We start from the raw sequence: 20,146 nt of genomic DNA on the forward strand, positions 1-20,146 counted from the left end.
AAATACTTATTATAACGATAATCATTATCAACAATAAGATGAGTTTCCCTTATGAATCACCCTTCTGTAAATCCGGGTATTAGCGCGATGACCCGGCCGGTATTTATGACTCGCCCTTCTCCTGTGCTCTACCCGTATTGCAATAAAATTAATATTAAACAATAACATAAAATATATTCTGGGAAAGATAACCATGAAACAACCTTATCTCTGGGTCATAAAACCCTGCCTGCTTGCCATGCTCTCTTCCGTGGCCTGGGCGGAGGAGTCACCGGATGGACAGCTGGTGGTGTCTGCCAACCGTTCACACCGCAGCGTGACGGAAATGGCCCAAACCACGTGGATTGTTGAACAGGCCGAGATCGAGCAGCAGGCTCGGGGCGGCAAGGAATTGAAGGAAATTCTGGCGCAGCTCATTCCTGGTATGGACGTAAGCAGTCAGGGACGGACCAATTACGGTATGAATATGCGTGGACGCTCCATGATGGTGATGGTTGATGGCGTGCGTCTCAATTCATCGCGTAGCGACAGCCGTCAGCTGGATTCCATCGATCCTTTTAATATCGAACACATTGAAGTGATTTCAGGGGCGACATCGCTTTATGGCGGCGGCAGTACCGGCGGCCTGATCAACATCGTCACCAAAAAAGGTCAGGCAGAAACGCAGGTTGAAGTTCAAACCGGACTTAAAAGCGGATTTAACAGTCATAACGATCATGATGAGAACATCGCCGCAGCAGTCAGTGGCGGTAATGACAAGGCAGCTGGACGCTTGTCAGTGGCATACCAGCGTTACGGTGGCTGGTATGACGGTAAGGGCGATGAAGTCATTATCGATAACACCCAGACCGGGCTGCAATATTCCGACCGCCTGGATGTCATGGGCACGGGAACGCTCAACATCGACGACCATCAGCAATTGCAGCTGACAACGCAGTATTATAAAAGCGAGTCGGATGGCAAACACGGCCTGTATCTGGGAGAGAACTTCTCCGCCGTGACAGGCTCGGGTAATGCTTACAATAGCGGCAATCTGGATTCAGATCGTCTTCCCGGCACTGAACGTCATCTGATTAATCTGCAATACTCGAATACCGATTTTCTCGGTCAGGATCTGGTTGCCCAGATTTACTATCGCGATGAAAGTCTGACGTTTTACCCCTTCCCGACGCTCAGTGGCGGGCGCGTTACCAGCATCGGTGCGTCACAACAAAAAACGGATTTTTATGGCGGAAAACTGACGCTTAACAGCAAGCCGGTTGATGCCCTGACGCTGACTTATGGTCTCGATGCAGAACATGAAACCTTTGATGCTAATCAGCAATTTTTTGACCTCACCACCGCTGCCGCCAGTGGTGGGATGACGCTGAACAATGCGTATAATGTGGGTCGCTACCCGGGTTACAGTATTACTAATCTCGCGCCGTTCCTGCAATCCAGCTACGACTTTGCCGCCATCACGCTGAGCGGCGGCGTGCGTTATCAGTACACCAAAAATAAAGTGGATGATTTTGTCGGCTATGCCCAGCAGCAGGCGATTGCCACTGGTCGAGCCAACTCGGCAGATGCGGTTCCTGGCGGCACCACCGACTACAACAACCTGCTTTTCAATGCGGGTATCCTGGGACATCTGACGGAACGTCAGCAGCTGTGGTTCAATTTTTCGCAAGGCTTTGAAATCCCGGATCTGGCGAAATATTACGGGTCCGGCACCTATCAGCTCAGTAATGGTCACTACAATCTGACCAATAGCGTCAACGTCAATAACTCAAAACTGGACGGTATCAAGGTTGATGCCTATGAACTTGGCTGGCGTTTTACCGGCGATAATGTGCGAACCCAAATCGCGGCCTATTATTCCCTGTCGGATAAAACCATCAGCATCAACAAAACAGACATGACGATTAACCTCGACGACGACAAACGCCGCATTTATGGCGTGGAAGGTCAGGTGGATTATTTCTTTAGCGACAGCGAATGGAGTACCGGGACCAATTTCAATCTGATCAAATCTGAAACCCGTGTCGAAGGAAAGTGGCAGAAGCTGAGCGTGGATAGCGCCAGCCCTTCTAAAGTCAGCGCCTGGCTCAACTGGGCACCAGGTAACTGGAATCTGCGAGTGCAGAGCACCCAGACCTTCGATGTTTCCGATGCGGATGGCAAAAAAATCAATGGTTACAATACGGTGGATCTGCTGGGAAGTTATGACCTGCCGATCGGCAAACTCAGCTTCAGTGTCGAAAACCTGCTGGACAAAGATTACACCACCGTCTGGGGCCAGCGCGCGCCGGGTCTGTACAGTCCGACTTACGGTGATGCCGGTCTTTATACTTACAAGGGGCGAGGCCGAACCTTTGGGCTGAACTATTCCGTCGTGTTCTGATCGTTTTATCAGGCACCCACCCGCTGGGTGCCTGACGCGCGTTATGCCATTACCGCATCAACAATTTTATTCAGCTCGCCGTTATCAATGAACTGACGAACCGCCGCCAGATCCGGGTACATGGCGCGGTCACGATCGCGAAACGCCACTTTTGTTCTGATCAATTGCAGCGCCGCTGAGGTGACAGTAGCGGGTTGTAATGGTGCATGAAAATCCAGTGCCTGGGCCGCGCACAGCAATTCGACACTTAATAAATCGGCCAGATTACGGGTGGCAGCCTGCGCTTTACGCGCTGATGCCGCGCCCTGTGAAATATGATCCTCCTGTCCCGCCACCGTAGACATGGTGTGTACTGACGCCGGGGCCGCCAACAGACGATTCTCAGCAGACAGCGCCGCTGCCACGCAAGGCGAGATGGAGAATGCCGAACCACCGCCCTGATCAGCGGAAAGAAATCCCGGTAAACCACTCAGATGGCCGTTCACCAGCCGATCGCTGCGGGCCTGCGATATCGTTGATAAAGCGGCAATCGCTATCGCCAGGTGATCAAGTGCCAGTGCCACCGGAGCACCATGCCCATTACCACCAGGCAGGGCGACTAACGCGTTATCTTCAACAATAAACACCGGATTATCGGTTAACGAGTTGATTTCTATCTCCAGCACGCGTCGGCACCAGGCGATAGCATCCCGCACCGCACCGTGCACCTGCGGAATACAGCGCAAACTCAGCGCATCCTGCAAGCGATGATCACGATAGTGAGCCAGGATTGCACTGTCCGCTAAAATTTTCACTAAGCGTTCGGCGGTTTCGGTCTGACCAGGATGCGGACGAAAGCGATGCAAGCGTGGATCGTAACCACGGGTATTCCCCTTCATGGCTTCCAGACTCATCGCACCAGCGAGATCGGCCAGCTTGATCAGCGCCTCGCAGCGGACCAGTGCTATTGCCCCGAGGCCACTGATCTCATAAGTGCCACTGATCAGCGCATGCCCTTCACGCGGTCCCGGTTCACGCACCGCAATACCAGCACGACGCAGTGCTTCAGCGCCGGATAACAGTTCGCCCTCATACCAGGACTCGCCTTCGCCAAACACCGCCAGCCCGATATGCGCCGTCGCAATCAGATAGCCGACAGAACCACCCATTGGGGCGCGCGGGATGACACCTTTATTCAGCATTTCCGCCATAATCTGGAGCAACTCAGGTGAAACACCGCTGGCCCCTTTCAGCATCGCCACAATGATGGTTGCCATAATCGCCCTGACATTGCCGGCATCGAGCGGTTCACCGACTCCGCTGGCGTGGCTACGCAGCATATTCAGTTGAGTGCGTTTGATCTCTTCAGGGGTCAATTTGACGGAATACAAATCACCGATACCGGTTGTCAGACCATAAATTGGCATGCCACTGGTTATTGCACTCTGCATAAGCATCTGCGTTTTGCGCATATTTTCCAGAGAGGCGGTATCAAGTAAAACCTTAGCCCCGGCAGCGATTGCCACAATATCGTCAACGGAACATCCCTGATCGCTTAATATCACACGCTCTTGCTTCATCAACACTGCATGCATGAAGTCTTTCATTTCATATCCAGCCGTCATGATAATCAGGTGGAAGAGTTTCCTCTTCCACCGTGTGGAGTTAGTTTATTTTATGTGCTTTAAGCCAGTCATTGGCGATCGTATCAAAATCATCATGATCATTAAGACGCGCATTCATCGCAATCAAATCTTCCGTGGTTAACGCCTGCGAGATCGCATTTAACGTATCACTCACGGTCTTATCTGCCTTATCGGCGGACAGCAAGGGAACGACATTCTGCACCGGATTAAGATTTTTGGTATCTTTTAACGACACCAGATTTTTGGTGTTAATGGCAGGATCGGTGGAGAACACACAGGCAACATTCACCTGCCCGTGTTCCAGGGCAGAAAGCGTCAGCGGACCACAGACATCCAGCGTTTTATAGGATTTAAAATTCAACCCATAGACTGATTTTAATCCGGGGATCCCTTCCGGGCGGGTTTTCCATTCTGCCGGACCCCCGAGGATCATATTTTTACTGTGATCCTTAAGATCATCGATATCTTTCAGATTATATTCACTGGCGGTTTTCTTCGTTACCGCGAGGGTCACCACATCCTGAGCCAGTGAGGGCGTCAGCATGGCAATCCCTTTTGGCAACACCTTCTTCAGGTCACTGGTCACTTGATCGCTGCTTTTCGCCGTAGAATTCTTATCAAAATATTGCAGAGCCGCACCGGTATATTCCGGAATCAGGTTGATCGAGCCATCAGTGAGCGCGGGCATGTATACCTCCCTGCTGCCGATATTCATTTTCCTTTCAACATGAATATTCTTCGCTGCCAGCGCATCCGCATAAATAGTCGCTAACAGCTGGCTTTCAGGAAAATCCGCCGATCCGACAATAATCGTTGTTGGCGTTGCCGCATAGGATGCCTGAGCAAACGCGAGAGAAAACAGTGACACGGCAAAAAAATGACTCAATTTCATTTAAGCAAACTCCGGTTGCGTGTAGAAAATAAACGGATGGGTGATTTCAGCAGGGACTCCCGCCGTAAAATGCCAGGGGAAACAATGATTCTGATCAGCAGTGAAAAAAAACAATCAACAAGCAGTGCCAGCAATGCCACCAGCACTGCGCCAGCAATCATCTGTGGGTAATCGTTTTGTGCGCGCCCATCAATAATTAACCGTCCCAGACCGCCTAATGAAACATAAGCAGCGATGGTGGCGGTGGAGATGATTTGCAGCGTTGCGCTACGAATACCTGAAATAATCAAGGGTAAGGCACAGGGTAATTCTACGGTTAATAACAGACGTAAGTCGGAATATCCCATTCCTCTGGCGGCATCAATCACGGTACGATCGATACTGGTTATTCCCGACCAGATGCCAAGCATGATCGAAGGCAGTGCCAGGGCAATTAACACAATCAGGCTCGGAATGATAAAGGCTAAATCCGAGGTAAAAACCGGCCCCAGAACAATCACCAGGATAATGATCAGGCCAAATGAAGGCAAAGCCCGCAGAGCGTTGGCGCAACCGAGTAATAATCGTTCACCTTTGCCGGTATGGCCGCAGTAGCAACCAATCGGAAAGGCCACGATCATGGTACAAATCAGGGCAACCGCACTGTAAATCAGATGTTGGTAGATCAGTACCCATAAGCCGCTATCGCCCGTCCAGTGTGCGCCATCAGCAAACCAGTCAATCATGATGTTCTCCTTGCCGGTTGCCACAGCACCAGGCGACGGGTGCCATAGACCACCAGGTTATCGAGGATAAAGGCCAGCAGAATGCACAACACCACCCCGGCGATGATCGGCGTCAGAAATTGCAGCTGAAAACCCTGGGTAAACAAACTGCCTAATTGTGGCGTGCCCACCAGCGCCGCAATCGAGACAATGCTGACGTTAGAGACGATGGCAACACGGATACCTGCGGCAATCACCGGTATGGCGATCGGCAGATCGATGGCAACAAATTGCTGCAAGGGTTTGTATCCCAGGGCGAGAGCCGCCTGGCGGATATCCGGCGCGACGGAATCCAGTCCATCGCATACCGTACGCACCAATAAGGCGAAGGCGTAAATTGTCAGCGCCACCACCACATTGATGGTGTCGAGAATGCGTGTTCCCAGCACGGCGGGCAGCAAAATAAACAGCGCCAGCGAGGGAATGGTATATAGCAGGCCAAACAGATTGAGGATGACCGCTTTCAGGCGCGGCACAGCCTGAATTAAGCGTCCAATCGGGATAGCCAGCAATAAGCCGATAAACACCGGCACCACAGACAGCCAGAGATGCCAGATAAACAGCTGGAAGATCTGATCGCTTTGCCGCCATAACCAATCAAACCTCATAACCCCACCTCCTTATTACTGGCACGCAGGGTTTCCAGCACATTATCAAAATCCATTGCCCCTAACAGGCGTTGCTGGTCATCAACAATAATGCCCCTTTGGCAGGGGGAGCTGAGAACCGCGTCCGTCAGCTGACGTAACGTGCCGGATAAAGGCGAGAAAGTGCTGCCAAGATTAATGTCGTGCAGGTCAACGGTTGCTGCCGTGGTCTGTTCCACATCAAACCATCCCAGCGGTTTCTGATCTTCGGTGACCAGGATCCAGCGCCCCTGAGCCAGCGCTCTGGCATTGGCCACGCTCTCGCCCACGCTGATACTGGGTTCAGGCTGCAAAGGCAACTGCGGGTGCAAAGGGCTGAAAGTTAAGCGGCGGTAGCCACGATCCCGGCCAATAAAATCAGCAACAAACGGGCTTTTAGGCGCGCTAAGCAATGTGGCCGGAGATGCCATTTGCGCCAGTCTGCCACCCGGCATCAGCACCGCGACCTGGTCTCCCAGCTTCATCGCCTCATCAATATCGTGGGTGACCATAATGATGGTTTTGCCAATTTCCCGTTGCAGACGGAGAAATTCATCCTGCAGCTGTTCACGCACCACCGGGTCAACCGCGCTGAATGGCTCATCCATCAGCATAAATTCCGGGTCAGAAGCCAGCGCCCGCGCAACACCGACGCGCTGCTGCTGTCCGCCTGAAAGCTGCCAGGGATAGCGGGTTGCCAGTGCTGCCGATAACCCCACCCGTTCCAGCAATTCGTGTGCCGTTTTACGCGCCGCCTGGCGGGTTGCACCGTTGAGAATGGCGGTCACAGCGATGTTATCAATGATGTTTTTATGCGGAAAAAGCCCCGCATTCTGAATGACATAGCCAATTCTTCTGCGCAGTTTGACCACATCCATTTCTTCAATGGACTGACCATTGAGTAAAATTTTCCCCGATGAATGCTCAATTAACCGATTAATCATGCGTAATGTGGTGGTTTTGCCGCATCCTGATGGCCCGACAAGAATGGTGAGCTTCCCGGTCGGCGCCGTTAAGGACAGCCGGTCAACAACCAGCGTGCCATCTTCATAATGTTTGGTGACGTTCTCGAACGAAATCATGATTAATCCACTACCTTATTTTCTGTGCCACCCCGCAATGAACGCTGAATGAGGGGCGGCAATCTGGTGTTCAGGAGTCGTGCTGGTCAAAAGCGATAAAAGAATCCAGTAATACGCTGATGCCACGCGCCAGTTGTTCTTGTGATGTCCACTCTTCCGGACAGTGGCTTTTGCCGAGCAGGCTGGGAACAAACAGCATTGCTGCGGGGGCGAGGGTGGCAATAAAGGCGCTATCGTGCCCGGCACCGCTGGGCATGACCCGGGATAACCATCCGCGCTGCTGGCATGATTGCTCAATCAACGCCATCAGCTGCGGGTGACATAAGGTCGGATGGGTGTCCGTCAGGACTTCAAAGTCATGCAACGAGACACTGCACTCCTCCGCTGCCTGTGCGGCGATCGCTCGCAGTGATGCGGCGAATGTCTCCATCAACGCGTGATTGTCTGAACGGATGTCAAACACCAGCCTGACTTCACCCGGCACCACATTGCTGGCGTTGGGTAAGGCGAAAATTTGCCCGCAGGTGACAGTCAGATGGTGATCGGTGGTTTTAAGTACCGCACGCGCATGGCTATCGGCACGCTGAATCACGTTGGCCGCCGCCACCAGCGCATCCTGACGCATCGCCATTGGTGTAGTACCGGCATGAGCGGCCTGGCCGCTTAACGTCAGCGTCAGACGTAAAATCCCGACAATGCCGCTGACAATACCGATATCCTCCTCGTGATGTTCGAGGATCTGCCCCTGTTCAATGTGCAGTTCAAAACTGGCGGTGATGTCGTTTCTGACAGACAGCTGGTCAGGATTGCCGCCCATACGCCGTACCGCCTCCCGCAGCGTTTCTCCACTTACCGGGTGTGGTGTCGCCAGTAATTTTTCATCGAGAAAGCCACTGATTCCCCGGCTGCCGACGCAGGAAACACCCCATTCGCTGGGTTCTTCCGCGAGAAAATCGATGATTTCAAGGGTGTGCCGTGGCCGGTAACCGGCATGGCCCATGGCTGCCACGCACTCCAGCCCGGCAATCACCCCGGCGATACCGTCAAAGCGCCCGCCCCCTGGCACGGTATCGCTGTGAGAGCCTATAACGACAGTTCCCGCGTCGGGATCAGTCCCCTGGAGGGTACCAATCAGATTGCCCGCGCTATCAATGCGAGTTGCCAGCCCCAGCTCCTGCATCAGTTGGGTTAACCAGCCACGTCCTTGCAGGAAACGATCGCTGAACGAACGACGCGTGTAGGGTTGCGCCGGGTCGGTGTACTGGCTCAGGGTTTGCAGCCATTGCCACATCCGATTGTCGTTGATCAGCATGTGCCCGGCTCCTGACGGCGGGTCTGTGGCGACACAAACTGGCCATTGCCGGGTTCTGCCGTCACCATATTGTCGGCATAGATCCATTCACCGCGCAGCATGGTGCGTTCAACCCGGTAATAGATTTCGCGTCCATCATAAGGAGACCAGCCAGAGAAGTTATTGCCGCTGACCGCCGCCGAATAGATATAAGGGTCGCGTTTAATGATGATCAGATCGGCATCTTTGCCGCATTCCAATGCGCCTTTGCAATTATCCAGTTTAAACAGCCGCGCCGCGTTATAACTCAGCACTTTCGCCAGATGATGAAAGGCCACATTGCGTTGTTCAGCACCGGTCAGCGCCAGCGTCACCAGCAGTTCGAGACCAGACGCCCCTGAAGCGTTTTCAAACATATTGGCGGATTGTTTGCGATCCAGTGACCAGCTAACGTGATCGGTGGAAAGGACGGTAATATTTCCCTGTTCCAGATGCTGCCACAAGGCTTCACGCTCCGCTTTCTGGCGCACCGGTGGATTAATTTTTGCCTTTCCGACCAGCCGGGCAACATCTTCTTCTTCGCTGAGCGTTAAATAATGCAGACAGGTTTCGACGGTCACATCGTATCCCTGGTCACGATAACTCTTGCATAATTGAATACCACGGCCATTCGAGCAGTGAACAATATGCGCACGACAACCTGTTTCCGCGCCCAGTTCATACACTTCGGCACTGGCGATATTTTCCGTATAACGAGGACGGGAAAGATTATGCGCGCGATAGTCGGTGATATTTTCCTGTTTCAATTTTTCAATCAGGAATTTAACCGACTCATCATTTTCATTATGCACGCCAGCAATTAAACCCAGCGAGGCGATTTCACTAAAACATTCATGCAGCATATGCGGGGCAATACGCGGGAAACGCTGAGCATCGGTGCCGAAACTGGAGAATTTAAAACCGATGGCACCGGCCTGCGCCATCGCCGCCAGATGTTGTTTGCCTTCCTCTGGATGAACCGTGCCATACAAAGCAAAATCAACCCTGACCTGAGCTTCTGCTTCTGCTCTTTTCAGGTTAAACAGTGCTTCGTTGCAGATTAAACGCCCGGCATCATAAGGCATATCCACGATGGTGGTCACACCGCCCGCAGCAGCGGCCTTCGTTGACCAGATAAAATCTTCATTGTCTTTCTGACTGCGGCTGTGAACCTGAGCATCAATCGCACCGGGGAAAATATAGCTACCACGATAATCAATAACCTCATTCGCTTCAGGCACGCCCTCTTCTGCTGAACCTACCGCGACAACGAGTCCCTGGTTAATCGCGACAAAACCGTCATCAATCATTCTGTCGGCCAGAACAACGATACCTGTGATGACCTTTTCACATGTGAATTTCTGCGAAGACATATTCATACCTTTTTAAATTTAAATTAATACCACTGCAAATCGGAATGAAATCACCCAGGCTGTTAAAACCGCATGACTTCTCACGCATTATTTAATGCTGAATAACCCGCAGACTTATTCAGTCTGGTAATAAATATCCGGCGGGGTAAATGCCGTAACAGGCGGCGCTATGCCTGCATAGCGCTCAATTTCCACTAGCAGAGAATTACAGCTGGGTCCCTGCGCAAGCGGAGAACTGCCCTTATCCTGCGTCAGGACATTGGGATTGCCATGCTTATCCAGGCAGCCATCGTCAAGATAGATCGGGTCAAACCAGGCACCGGTGGGCAGTTGCGCCACCCCGGGTATCAGGGTATCCGTTAGCCTCACCCCGGCCAGACATTGACCACGCGCGTTGTAAATACGCACGATGTCGCCCTCGCCAATTCCCCGCGCATCGGCATCAGTTGCATTCATCAGCAGACGATTACGTCCGGCAATTTTCCCGGCGCGGCTGTGTTTGCCGTGATCATACTGGCTGTGCAATTTGTCCGCGGGCTGTGGCGATAACAGATGAATCGGATAATGCCGGGCCAGATCCGATCCCAGCCATTCATCCGGTGCCAGCCACACCGCATGCCCCGGGCACTGCGCATAACCAAAATCGGCAACCTGCTGTGAAAACAATTCAATGCGGCCCGAAGGCGTGCGCAGAGGATGAGCCAGCGGATCGGCACGAAATTCTGCCAGCAGGTTGAAATGGCTGTCAGGTAACGGGAAGGTAGTGACTTCCTGTTGCCAGAACTGGGTAAACGGCGGCAATTGTGGATTGCGGCTGCGCGATTGCTCGTAAAGTTCGGCAACCCAGTCTTCTGCTGTTTTCCCCTCGGTGAACGACGCTTCAAAGCCCATCAGTCGCGCCAGTCCCTGGAAAATATGGTAATCATCCCGCGCTTCCCGGAAAGGTGGGATCGCCTGCTTCATCGCCACCACGGTGTTATCGCGGTTCACCAGCGCCAGATCGTTGCGCTCAAATGAAGTGGTGACTGGCAACACAATATCGGCATGACGTGCGGTGGCCGTCCAGAATGGTTCCTGCACGATAATGGTTTCCGGTTGCTGCCAGGCTTCAACCAGACGATTAAGATCCTGATGATGATGAAAAGGGTTACCGCCCGCCCAGTACACCAGGCGGATATCCGGGTAACGCAGCGTCTTGCCGTTAAAGGCATATTCCGCATGCGGTGACAGCAGCATATCGGCCAGCCGGGCCACCGGGATACTGTCCTCAACCGGATTCTTCCCCTGCGGCAGACTTGGCCAGCGATAGCCCAGTTCATCCTGACCCACGCCGTTCAGACAGGCGTAGCCGAAGCCGAATCCACCCCCCGGTAAACCGATATCCCCAAGCAAAGCAGCCAGGGTCACAGCGGCCCAGTAGGGCTGCTCGCCGTATTCCGCGCGCTGAATGGCCCAGTTAACCATGATCATGGTGCGCTTCGCGGCGATTAACTCTGCCAGCTCGATAATCTTTGTCTGCGGAATGTCACAGATCTGCGCAGCCCACGCTGCATCCCTGGTTATGCCATCGTCCTGACCCTGTAAATAGGCCAGAACCTTTTCGAAACCCACGGTATAACGCTGAATAAACGCCATATCGTGCCGCTGCTGCCGGATCAATTCACTGCACAGCGCCAGCATCAACGCGGTATCGGTATTTGGGCGGATGGGCAACCAGTCACACGCCATCTGCTCCGGCATATCCTGGCGGCAGGGCGAAACATTAATAAACTGCACGCCCTGCTCAGCAGCATGTTGTAGCGCCTGCTGATGATTGTGCCTGCCGACGCCACCGCCCTGAATCTGGCTATTGCGGCCAGGTAAGCCGCCAAAAGTCAGCACCAGGCCGCTATGATTGGCGATCTGCTCCCAGGTGGTGTAATGGCTCACCAACCCGCGCTGATTGCCAATGATATACGGCAGAACCACCTCACCTGCCGCAGATGAGTAGGTATTCTCTGAGCCGGTATAGCCCCCGGCCAGATTCAAAAAACGATGGATCTGACTTTGGGCATGATGGAAACGTCCAGCGCTGGCCCAGCCGTAGGAACCTGCATAAATCGCCGGGTTACCATATTGCCGCCGCACACGATCCAGCTCTCCCGCCACCAGCCCCAGTGCTTCGTCCCAGGACACCTCGATAAATTCATCCCGGCCCCGCGGCTTACGGTCGCGGAGGGTTTTATCCAGCCAGCCACGGCGGATCAAAGGACGGGCAATGCGCACCGGACTATCAACCGCTTCCGGCAGCGATTCACCAATCGCCGAGGGTTCCGGATCATCCGCCCAGGGCTGCACGCCGACAATGGTCGCGTTCTCAATCTGCAACTGGTAAATCCCCCAGTGCGTTGAGGTCAGAACGGAGCGCGTGGATGACTGTGACATCGATATCAGCCCCTGAACTGTGCCGCAATACCCAGTCCGGATTCGATAGCGAGATCAACCGCTGTCTCATAACCGGCACTGGCATGGCGCAGGATCCCGATACTGGTATCGTTATCCATCACGCGGGCTAAACGCCCGGCAGACTCTTCATCCCCCGTTGCCACGGTGGTGACCCCGGCAGATACCCCCCAGTTGCCTAAAGAGTGCACGGCCACCAGATCGGCACCTGAACCACAGTTGAGCAGAGCATTGAGAATCGGCCAGTCAGCAATCGCGTCGGAACCGTCCGCCATATTTTCCGTTTCACGATGCGGCAAAGTGGCAGAACCTGAATCGAGATGATCACGGGTAAAAGCGATCGGCCCAATTTCACCCGCCGCCACCAGCTGGTTCACCGCCAGCGCCAGCTTTTTGCGTTCACCGTACCCCATCCAGCCAATACGCGCGGGCAGACCGGTAAACTGCACATGTTCTTTGGCGGTTTTTATCCAGTCGACGATGCGCTGATTTTCCGGGAACAACTCAAGCACCAGCTCATCAATCTTATAGATGTCCTGGGGATTGCCGCTCACCGCGATCCAGCGGAATGGACCGATGCCCTGGCAAAACAGGGGGCGAATAAACAGTTCAATAAAGGAATGGATGTCAAAGGCTGCGCTGACGCCCGCTTCGCTGGCATATTTGCGCAGGTTGTTACCATATTCAAAAACAATGGCACCACGCGACTGCAACGTCAGCATGGCTGAAACATGCTGGTTGAGTGTGGCATACGACAATGCCTTTAATTTTTCCGGATCGGTCTGACGCAGGCTGGCAACCGCTTCAGGCGTCACACCCAGCGGGAAATAACCGTTGACCGGGTCAGCGATGGTCTGGTCAGTCACAATGTCCGGTGTCAGATTGCGCTCAACCAGGATGCTCAGGACTTCGGCGATATTCCCGACTAAACCGACGGAAATCCCTTTACCGGCAGACTGCGCCTCGGCGCACAGGGCCAGCGCTTCATCCAGTTCATAGGTCAGCACCTGGCAGTAACCACTGTCGAGGCGGCGCTGAATTTTTCTCGCGTCCACTTCCACCACCAGCGTTGCGGCCCCGGCCAGTTGCCCGGCAAGTGGTTGCGCGCCACTCATGCCACCGCATCCGCCCGTGACAATCAGCCGACCCGCCAGGCTGCCAGAGAAATGTTGCCGTGCAGCGGACATGAAGGTTTCATAAGTGCCCTGCAAAATGCCCTGGCTGCCAATATACTGCCAGGCTGCCGCCGTCATGCCCGGCATGATCGTCAACCCAGCACGTTCCAGCGCGCGATAGTCATCATCGCCAGCCCAGCCGCCGACAACATTGCCATTTGCCATCAGGACCACTGGCGTGGTGTTTTGTGAAGAGAAAATGCCGACTGGCTTGCCGGATTGCATCACCAGCGTCTGATCGGTTTCCAGCCGTTTTAAGGCCGCAACCGTGTGATCGAAACTGGCCCAGTCGCGTGCGGCTTTTGCCCAGGCCATATAAATCACCAGCTGGTCTGGGTTCTCGGCATTTTCCAGATTATTTTCCAGCATTCTGAGAATGGCTTCCTGACGCCATCCTTTACAGCGCAATTCGCTACCCCGCTGGGCAGTGATGTGACGAGACATAATTATGATCCTGAAAGGTCGAAAAATTAACCCTGGCAGCAACGTCGTGCCACCCACCTGTTAGCGAAAGAAATAATAATCAGGCATTCACCAGATTTTCATAACCGGGAATATCTTTGAAATTACCAATCCAGCGTTGAATAGCTGGCCATTCCGCTAAGTTATATCCACCTTCTTCCGCCATCGAGATATAAGGATACAGGCTGAAATCGGCCACACTTAAACTTTCCCCGGCGATCCAGCTACTGTTCTCCAGCGCCTGATTAACATGAGTAAGGGCGACTTTCCCCAACTCCATATAATGCGCAATGATATCGGCAAACTTTTCACGCTGGTTCGTCATGGTATAAAAACGTGGATAAGCCAGGAAACGCAATAAATCCGCCTGTTCAAAGAACAACCACGAATTAATTTTGCATCGCATGACCGGATCGGCAGGTAGCAATGACGAACCTTCGGCAAAATAAAGCAGGATAGCATTTGACTCATTAAGGTGACGCCCATCAGCAAGTTCAACTACCGGGATACGGGCAAATGGGTTTCTTTTTTTGAAGGCTTCTTCTTTATGCTTACCTTCCGCCAGATTTAAGGTTTCCCTGGTGTAGGGGATTTGCAAAAAATTCAACATCAATCTAATTTTCCATGCATTGCCGGAAAGTTTGCTGTCATACAACTTAATCATAATACGTCCTGTTATTTTGCGTTTATATATGAGTACAGTTCCAGCCCAAGCCCTTGCTCGATCTCTGCAAATACCACCGGGTCCAGAGCACCTTTACCCAACGGGAAGGAGGAATGGTGCGCAATAATAATGCTGACTTCCTGGCCCACTTTCATGGTTGAAATGGCAATCGGGTCTCCGGTCAATGCATCGACAGAGCCAATCATGTCCGGGAATGTCGCCAGACGAGCATGGTCTTTTTCGGCCGTCATATATTCATTGTAAACCCCAAGACGCAGGGTCTCAGTGCCATCGGTTATGGTGACAAAACCAATGTCGAAGCCATCCTGATAGACCACATCGTTCGTTACCACTTTACCGGTCAGAATGACTTCTCCCCCCATAAATGCGGCGGCAGCACTAGCCCGGGCCAATCCCTGGGGGGCGGATAACATCGCCTTGCCGAGTTCAATCTGGAACGATATGGCCCCGGCAGCCCCATTTTCACGAATAAAATCAGCCTGGTAAGGGCCTCTCGCTGAGGCTACCAACCCACCACTGATGGTGGCGCAATGGCGCATGACCTGGGAGGTTTTGATCAAATTCCCTTCAGCGACGACGGCAATTTTTGACCCGGATGAGGCAAAACCTGCCTGCGCAACCTGAACAATCGAGATATCCGGCCTGGAGGCCAGTCCCATTCCGCCCATTTTCACGGTGGGATGCCCACGGCCATTGGCGGCCGCGTCAATGTAGGGCAGATCCAGGGCCGCAGCCACCAGCCAGCCATTAAATCCGGGGACATGACCACACATCACACCGGCAGGTTTGCGCCCGAGTTTTTCAATCAGATTTTCGGCGGCGGTAATATGATCTTTTAACACCAGTTCTGGTTGGGCAAATCCTGGCGCACCTACTGATGTGGAAATTAATACATACCCTTCAGGATCGATTTCATCCAATTCCGCCAGTTTGACAATATTAAGACCCAGTGCCACTTCAGCCGCGAGATCGTGTTTCTCCAGAGAATTATTAACACCACTCCCCCCCGCCGACAGCAATAACCCACCATACATTGCAGGCTGGACATCTTTTAAACTTAACTCTCTCATGTATCAACCACCGTAGTCGTGTTTTTTAATTCTAAGTTTATTAGAAAATAAAATAAGGCGTATTTTCCTGTTCGCTGCAAGTCGGATGCCAGTTAACAAAACCGTTTTTGATTCCCCTTTATTAATAACAATCGTTCTTTTTATGCACAAAAAGAGTGCGCACGCACCATACATCGCACCAAATTGGGCATTTTTTAAATATTAGCTGATGAGAACGAAAGATGCAGGGATTGAAGAATTGATCGGGATGCATTACATCTAATGCTCAATTTATCCGATTCGATACCTCCCGTATTACTTATCTTAAGGAGATAATAATGAAAGATGCCACCCTTGCTATTCACGCTGGCTTCCAGTGCGACCCGGTAACCAAAAGTGTTGCCGTGCCTATTTATCAGAATGTCGCTTATGAATTCGACAGTGCCCAGCACGCCGCCGACCTTTTTAATCTGGAGGTGCCGGGTAATATTTATAGTCGGATCATGAATCCAACCAATGATGTTCTGGAGAAGCGCATGGCTGCCCTGGAAGGAGGGATTGGTGCGCTCGTATTATCTTCCGGCAGTGCCGCAATAACCTGCGCCATTCTGGCGTTAGCGCGTGCCGGGGACAGCATTGTCGCAACACCGCAATTGTATGGCGGCACCTATACCCTGTTAGCGCATATGTTGCCGGGCCTCGGCATCAAAGTGATTTTTGCCGAAAATGACAGTCCCGAGGCTATCGAAAAAGCTATCGAACAAAATACCAAAATCGTTTTCTGTGAAAGCATTGGTAATCCCGCCGGTAATATTATTGATATCGCTGCCCTGGCGCAGGTTGCCCATCAACATCACATTCCTTTAATGATTGATAACACCGTTGCTTCGCCGGTGTTATGCAAACCGATTCAGCATGGTGCCGACATTGTTGTCCATTCCCTGACCAAATATGTTGGCGGTCATGGCAATTCATTGGGTGGCGTCATTGTGGATAGCGGGAAATTCCCATGGCATTTGCATCCAGAGAAATTCTCCTGCCTGACGACCCCTGAGCCTGCTTATCATGGCGTGGTTTATACCGAAAGCTTCGGTGAAGCAGCATTTATCGCGCGCGCCCGCACGGTTCCGCTGAGAAACACCGGCGCTTCCCTGTCTCCGATGAATGCCTTTTTATTGATGCAGGGTCTCGAAACACTGACGCTGCGCATGAAAGCTCACGTGGCCAACACGCTGCAGGTGGCGAAGTTTTTGCAACAGCATCCGGCGGTTTCCTGGGTTAATTACGCCGGATTGCCCGAACATCCCCATCATGCACTTGCTCAGCGCTATATGCAGGGTTTACCTTCCGGGATTCTGTCCTTCGGTTTAACAGGCGGCTTCAAAGCCGGTGAAACGTTCTACGATGCGCTCAATCTTTTCAAACGCCTGGTCAATATTGGTGACGCGCGTTCTCTGGCCTGCCATCCCGCCTCAACAACGCATCGTCAGTTAAACGACGCTGAATTGCTTGCTGCGGGTGTCTCGCCAGAAATGATTCGTCTGTCGGTGGGTATCGAAGATATCGATGATATTCTAAATGATTTAAGACAAGCGCTTGACCGGGTAAGCTAAATCACTTTTCGTTCAGACAGCGATTTCAGGGAACATGTATGTCACTTTCGGAACTGGCCAAAGACCTAAAGTTATCAACGTCAACCGTATCACGGGCGCTGAATGGCTATAGCGATGTGGCTTATGATACCCGGCAACGCGTTATGCAGCGGGCCATCGAATTAGGCTATATCCCTAATCCGGTTGCCAGAAGGCTTAAAGGCGGCAAAACCAATATGATCGGTGTGGTCCTGCCGCCGCCACTGGTTAATGGCATGCTGGTTGAGCCATTTTACTCATCCATGCTGGGGGCGCTGGTTTTTGAATTACAGGCTTCTGGCCTGAAATTGCTCATCACCAATCAGCACAGCAATGAAAGTGATGACGATGTCCGTGGCTATCAGGACATGGTGCAGCAAAAACTGGTCGACGCCATTCTGATATTGCGGACGCGGGTTAATGACCTGCGCGTTAAGTTTGCCCAGCAACAAAATGTCTCCTTTATTACCTTTGGCAGAACGCAATCCTCCACCCCGCATGCATGGGTGGATGTCGATCATTTCGATGCGTTCTATCAGGCTACCGCGCGGCAAATTGCTCGCGGCCATAAGCATATTGCGTTTATCAATACGTCGGCTGAATTCAACTATGCACGCTTACGCCACGAGGGTTACAAGCAGTGTTTACTGGATCATCAGCTTATCTATCGTAACGAGTGGCAAATGGTCGGGGGGCTGACCGAGATGGACGGTTATGTGCTGGCCAGTCGCCTGCTTAAAGTACAGCCCATCCCCACCGCTATTGTCTGCGCAACGGATGATATCGCTATCGGCGCCATGGCAGCGTGCCGTCTTTTGGGGCTGCAACCCGGCAAAGACATTAGCCTGATTGGTTACGGTAATACGCCTGGCGCAACCTATTCAAGCCCGCCACTCACCACCATGGATCCCTTTCCTAAAGAGAATGGTAAGCAACTGGGTATCTTTTTTAGCCGACGTATCTTTCAGCCTGGAGAAGCAGATTTTCAACATTTGCAGCAAGCAAGGCTGATTGTGCGCGAATCAGATTAGACTCAGCCCGCCATCGCGGGCTGTTTTTCCCGCTCGCCGCAAAGTAACAGCAAATCGTCCTGACGATACCAGTCCCCGCATGGCAGCAGGTGGAAGGTCAGTTGGCACAATGCATCGCCATGACCGGCAAAGTCTTTACGCACCACGCTGGGCTTAATGCGTAGCAACCGAATAAATGTTCTGGAAAAAGAATTCTGGCTTTTGAACCCATACTCAACGCTAATCTCAGCCAGGCTTTTGCTTGTGAAAGCAAGATCATAAGCGGCATTCACCAGGCGGCGTGCCCTGATGTACTCCCCTAGCTTCCAGCCACTGATCTCGGTAAAGCGGCGTTGAAAATGCCAGTGGGAATAGCAGCTTTTCTTCGTTACCCTTCTCAATTGCAGATCTGCACCGAGGTTTTTCTCAATCCAGTCAACCATGTCCACCACAACATTGCGGAACTGCAGATCAGTGTCGGGATGGCTATTGAGCGTTGCCGGGTTCATGGATCACGGGTTCCTGTTGTGGGATGTCAGCGTGGGGTAGATGTCGGATATTATTATTTTGTAATCGATTACTTTCAAGATAAAAATAAGCCCGCATCCAGGTTCAGTCTATTCCCGTCTGGTTAAGGTGTCGCCAGCTGTTGCCGCAGAAAATCGACCAGCGCCTTCACACGACGCGACTGGCGACGGCCAGCAGGCGTAATGGCATACAGGTTATAGTCATGCCCCTCGGCCAGTTCAAAGCCGCTTAGCACCGGGACTAATCGCCCATGTGCAACATCATCAATAATATCAATGCTGGATTTGAGAATAACCCCGGCTCCCGCAATGGCCCAGCTGCGCAGTGTCGCCCCTTCGTTGGCTGTACGATCGCCGCTGACTCGCACGCCGAATTCCCTGTCATCATCGCGGAAGTACCAAATCGATTGCGGGGCATCTGGGCGAGCCAGCACCATGCAATTATGCTGTTCCAGTTCCAGCGGATGCTGCGGCTTACCCGCCTTTCGCCAGTATGCAGGGGACGCACACACCTGGCGCGTACCGGCGATCAGTAGCTGCCTGTCAGCGCGCGATTTGCCGAAGGATCCTAAGCGTAAGCCAATGTCATAACCACTTTCGGCGAGATCAATCACCGAGTCACTGAGATACAGCGCAATACGGACTTCCGGGTTGCTCTGCATAAACGTATCAATCAAGGGTGCCAGGGTATTACGGCCAAAGTCATTGGTCGCCGTCAGCCGAATCTCCCCACGTAATGGTCCGCGATCGGATAATGCATCGATCGCCTCCTCGATATCCATCAGGATGCGGCGGCAATCTGCCAGAAAACGTTCCCCTTCCGGCGTCAGGGATAAGCGGCGCGTGGTACGAATAACCAGCACCACGCCAAGCATCTCTTCCAGACGTTGCAGGCCCAGCGTTGCCACCGAGGGGGCGATGGCCAGCGCCCGTGATGCCGCCACCAGGCTGCCGCGTTCAGCAATGGCGATAAACAGACGAAACAGGCTGAGTTGATCCATTATTCTTAATCCACGAATAGTTAATTATTTTCTGCATTGATTATCATTGTTTAATCCAATGATAGCATCCCTGTCTACACTGTATTTAT

General features: G+C 52.6%; 16 protein-coding genes. 3 read left to right on the plus strand and 13 right to left on the minus strand.

What is annotated here, in order from left to right; translation table 11 throughout:
• Positions 1 to 193: 193 nt before the first annotated feature.
• Positions 194 to 2,383 (plus strand): TonB-dependent siderophore receptor, encoded by a 2,190-nt coding sequence (locus tag PW844_RS16670; RefSeq protein WP_299454048.1) that lies wholly within the window; start codon positions 194 to 196, stop codon positions 2,381 to 2,383.
• Between the two features lie 41 nt (positions 2,384 to 2,424).
• On the opposite strand, the gene hutH is transcribed toward PW844_RS16670, so the two are convergent.
• The 11 genes from hutH to PW844_RS16725 all read right to left on the minus strand — a co-directional run bounded on the left by hutH (position 2,425) and on the right by PW844_RS16725 (position 15,909).
• Positions 2,425 to 3,942, minus strand: a complete 1,518-nt coding sequence (gene hutH, locus PW844_RS16675; protein ID WP_299454601.1) for a histidine ammonia-lyase — start codon at positions 3,940 to 3,942, stop codon at positions 2,425 to 2,427.
• 85 nt (positions 3,943 to 4,027) lie between these two features.
• Positions 4,028 to 4,900 carry an ABC transporter substrate-binding protein gene (locus PW844_RS16680; protein ID WP_299454051.1) on the minus strand — a complete coding sequence of 291 codons (873 nt, stop codon included), beginning with the start codon at positions 4,898 to 4,900 and terminating at the stop codon, positions 4,028 to 4,030.
• Positions 4,897 to 5,625 (minus strand): ABC transporter permease, encoded by a 729-nt coding sequence (locus PW844_RS16685; RefSeq protein ID WP_299454054.1) that lies wholly within the window; start codon positions 5,623 to 5,625, stop codon positions 4,897 to 4,899. The genes PW844_RS16680 and PW844_RS16685 overlap by 4 nt, the downstream gene beginning before the upstream one ends.
• Positions 5,622 to 6,272 carry an ABC transporter permease gene (locus PW844_RS16690; RefSeq protein ID WP_299454057.1) on the minus strand — a complete coding sequence of 217 codons (651 nt, stop codon included), beginning with the start codon at positions 6,270 to 6,272 and terminating at the stop codon, positions 5,622 to 5,624. The genes PW844_RS16685 and PW844_RS16690 overlap by 4 nt, the downstream gene beginning before the upstream one ends.
• Positions 6,269 to 7,372: an ABC transporter ATP-binding protein gene (locus tag PW844_RS16695; RefSeq protein WP_299454059.1), complete on the minus strand. Its 1,104-nt coding sequence runs from the start codon at positions 7,370 to 7,372 to the stop codon at positions 6,269 to 6,271. The genes PW844_RS16690 and PW844_RS16695 overlap by 4 nt, the downstream gene beginning before the upstream one ends.
• Positions 7,373 to 7,442: 70 nt before the next feature.
• Complete coding sequence (locus PW844_RS16700; RefSeq protein WP_299454062.1) at positions 7,443 to 8,684, minus strand: Zn-dependent hydrolase; 1,242 nt, start codon at positions 8,682 to 8,684, stop codon at positions 7,443 to 7,445.
• Positions 8,678 to 10,075: an amidohydrolase family protein gene (locus tag PW844_RS16705; protein WP_299454065.1), complete on the minus strand. Its 1,398-nt coding sequence runs from the start codon at positions 10,073 to 10,075 to the stop codon at positions 8,678 to 8,680. Before PW844_RS16705 ends, PW844_RS16700 begins: the two co-directional genes overlap by 7 nt.
• A 114-nt stretch (positions 10,076 to 10,189) precedes the next feature.
• Positions 10,190 to 12,499, minus strand: coding sequence for a molybdopterin-dependent oxidoreductase (locus PW844_RS16710; RefSeq protein ID WP_299454067.1), 2,310 nt, complete (start codon positions 12,497 to 12,499; stop codon positions 10,190 to 10,192).
• 5 nt (positions 12,500 to 12,504) lie between these two features.
• Positions 12,505 to 14,136: a urocanate hydratase gene (locus PW844_RS16715; protein WP_299454069.1), complete on the minus strand. Its 1,632-nt coding sequence runs from the start codon at positions 14,134 to 14,136 to the stop codon at positions 12,505 to 12,507.
• A gap of 79 nt (positions 14,137 to 14,215) precedes the next feature.
• The gene (locus PW844_RS16720) at positions 14,216 to 14,818 is read right to left on the minus strand and encodes a glutathione S-transferase family protein (RefSeq protein ID WP_299454072.1); all 603 of its coding nucleotides are present in this window, start codon (positions 14,816 to 14,818) and stop codon (positions 14,216 to 14,218) included.
• 11 nt (positions 14,819 to 14,829) lie between these two features.
• A complete protein-coding gene (locus PW844_RS16725) occupies positions 14,830 to 15,909 on the minus strand; it encodes a DUF917 family protein (protein WP_299454074.1) in 1,080 nt (359 codons plus the stop codon).
• 317 nt (positions 15,910 to 16,226) lie between these two features.
• Here PW844_RS16725 and PW844_RS16730 point away from each other — a divergent pair, with 317 nt between their 5' ends.
• Entirely contained in the window at positions 16,227 to 17,501 is a 1,275-nt protein-coding gene (locus PW844_RS16730; protein ID WP_299454077.1) for an O-acetylhomoserine aminocarboxypropyltransferase/cysteine synthase family protein, read from the plus strand.
• Positions 17,502 to 17,539: 38 nt separating this feature from the next.
• The gene (locus PW844_RS16735) at positions 17,540 to 18,550 is read left to right on the plus strand and encodes a LacI family DNA-binding transcriptional regulator (RefSeq protein WP_299454079.1); all 1,011 of its coding nucleotides are present in this window, start codon (positions 17,540 to 17,542) and stop codon (positions 18,548 to 18,550) included.
• Between the two features lie 2 nt (positions 18,551 to 18,552).
• Here the strand turns inward: PW844_RS16735 and PW844_RS16740 are convergent, their stop codons facing one another.
• Together PW844_RS16740 and PW844_RS16745 are read right to left on the minus strand one after the other, a co-directional pair.
• Positions 18,553 to 19,038 (minus strand): helix-turn-helix domain-containing protein, encoded by a 486-nt coding sequence (locus PW844_RS16740; protein ID WP_299454082.1) that lies wholly within the window; start codon positions 19,036 to 19,038, stop codon positions 18,553 to 18,555.
• Positions 19,039 to 19,160: 122 nt separating this feature from the next.
• Complete coding sequence (locus tag PW844_RS16745) at positions 19,161 to 20,057, minus strand: LysR family transcriptional regulator (protein ID WP_299454085.1); 897 nt, start codon at positions 20,055 to 20,057, stop codon at positions 19,161 to 19,163.
• Positions 20,058 to 20,146: the final 89 nt, after the last annotated feature.

Source organism: Pantoea sp. (assembly GCF_028283705.1).
GTDB lineage: Bacteria > Pseudomonadota > Gammaproteobacteria > Enterobacterales > Enterobacteriaceae > Pantoea.

Coding starts and splice junctions, on each gene's coding strand:
- PW844_RS16725 (WP_299454074.1), bottom strand. CDS start 15,909: ATGAGAGAGTTAAGTTTAAAAGATGTCCAGCCTGCAATGTATGGTGGG.
- PW844_RS16745 (WP_299454085.1), bottom strand. CDS start 20,057: ATGGATCAACTCAGCCTGTTTCGTCTGTTTATCGCCATTGCTGAACGC.
- PW844_RS16685 (WP_299454054.1), bottom strand. CDS start 5,625: ATGATTGACTGGTTTGCTGATGGCGCACACTGGACGGGCGATAGCGGC.
- PW844_RS16720 (WP_299454072.1), bottom strand. CDS start 14,818: ATGATTAAGTTGTATGACAGCAAACTTTCCGGCAATGCATGGAAAATT.
- hutH (WP_299454601.1), bottom strand. CDS start 3,942: ATGAAGCAAGAGCGTGTGATATTAAGCGATCAGGGATGTTCCGTTGAC.
- PW844_RS16730 (WP_299454077.1), top strand. CDS start 16,227: ATGAAAGATGCCACCCTTGCTATTCACGCTGGCTTCCAGTGCGACCCG.
- PW844_RS16705 (WP_299454065.1), bottom strand. CDS start 10,075: ATGTCTTCGCAGAAATTCACATGTGAAAAGGTCATCACAGGTATCGTT.
- PW844_RS16695 (WP_299454059.1), bottom strand. CDS start 7,372: ATGATTTCGTTCGAGAACGTCACCAAACATTATGAAGATGGCACGCTG.
- PW844_RS16715 (WP_299454069.1), bottom strand. CDS start 14,136: ATGTCTCGTCACATCACTGCCCAGCGGGGTAGCGAATTGCGCTGTAAA.
- PW844_RS16690 (WP_299454057.1), bottom strand. CDS start 6,272: ATGAGGTTTGATTGGTTATGGCGGCAAAGCGATCAGATCTTCCAGCTG.
- PW844_RS16710 (WP_299454067.1), bottom strand. CDS start 12,499: ATGTCACAGTCATCCACGCGCTCCGTTCTGACCTCAACGCACTGGGGG.
- PW844_RS16740 (WP_299454082.1), bottom strand. CDS start 19,038: ATGAACCCGGCAACGCTCAATAGCCATCCCGACACTGATCTGCAGTTC.
- PW844_RS16700 (WP_299454062.1), bottom strand. CDS start 8,684: ATGCTGATCAACGACAATCGGATGTGGCAATGGCTGCAAACCCTGAGC.
- PW844_RS16670 (WP_299454048.1), top strand. CDS start 194: ATGAAACAACCTTATCTCTGGGTCATAAAACCCTGCCTGCTTGCCATG.
- PW844_RS16680 (WP_299454051.1), bottom strand. CDS start 4,900: ATGAAATTGAGTCATTTTTTTGCCGTGTCACTGTTTTCTCTCGCGTTT.
- PW844_RS16735 (WP_299454079.1), top strand. CDS start 17,540: ATGTCACTTTCGGAACTGGCCAAAGACCTAAAGTTATCAACGTCAACC.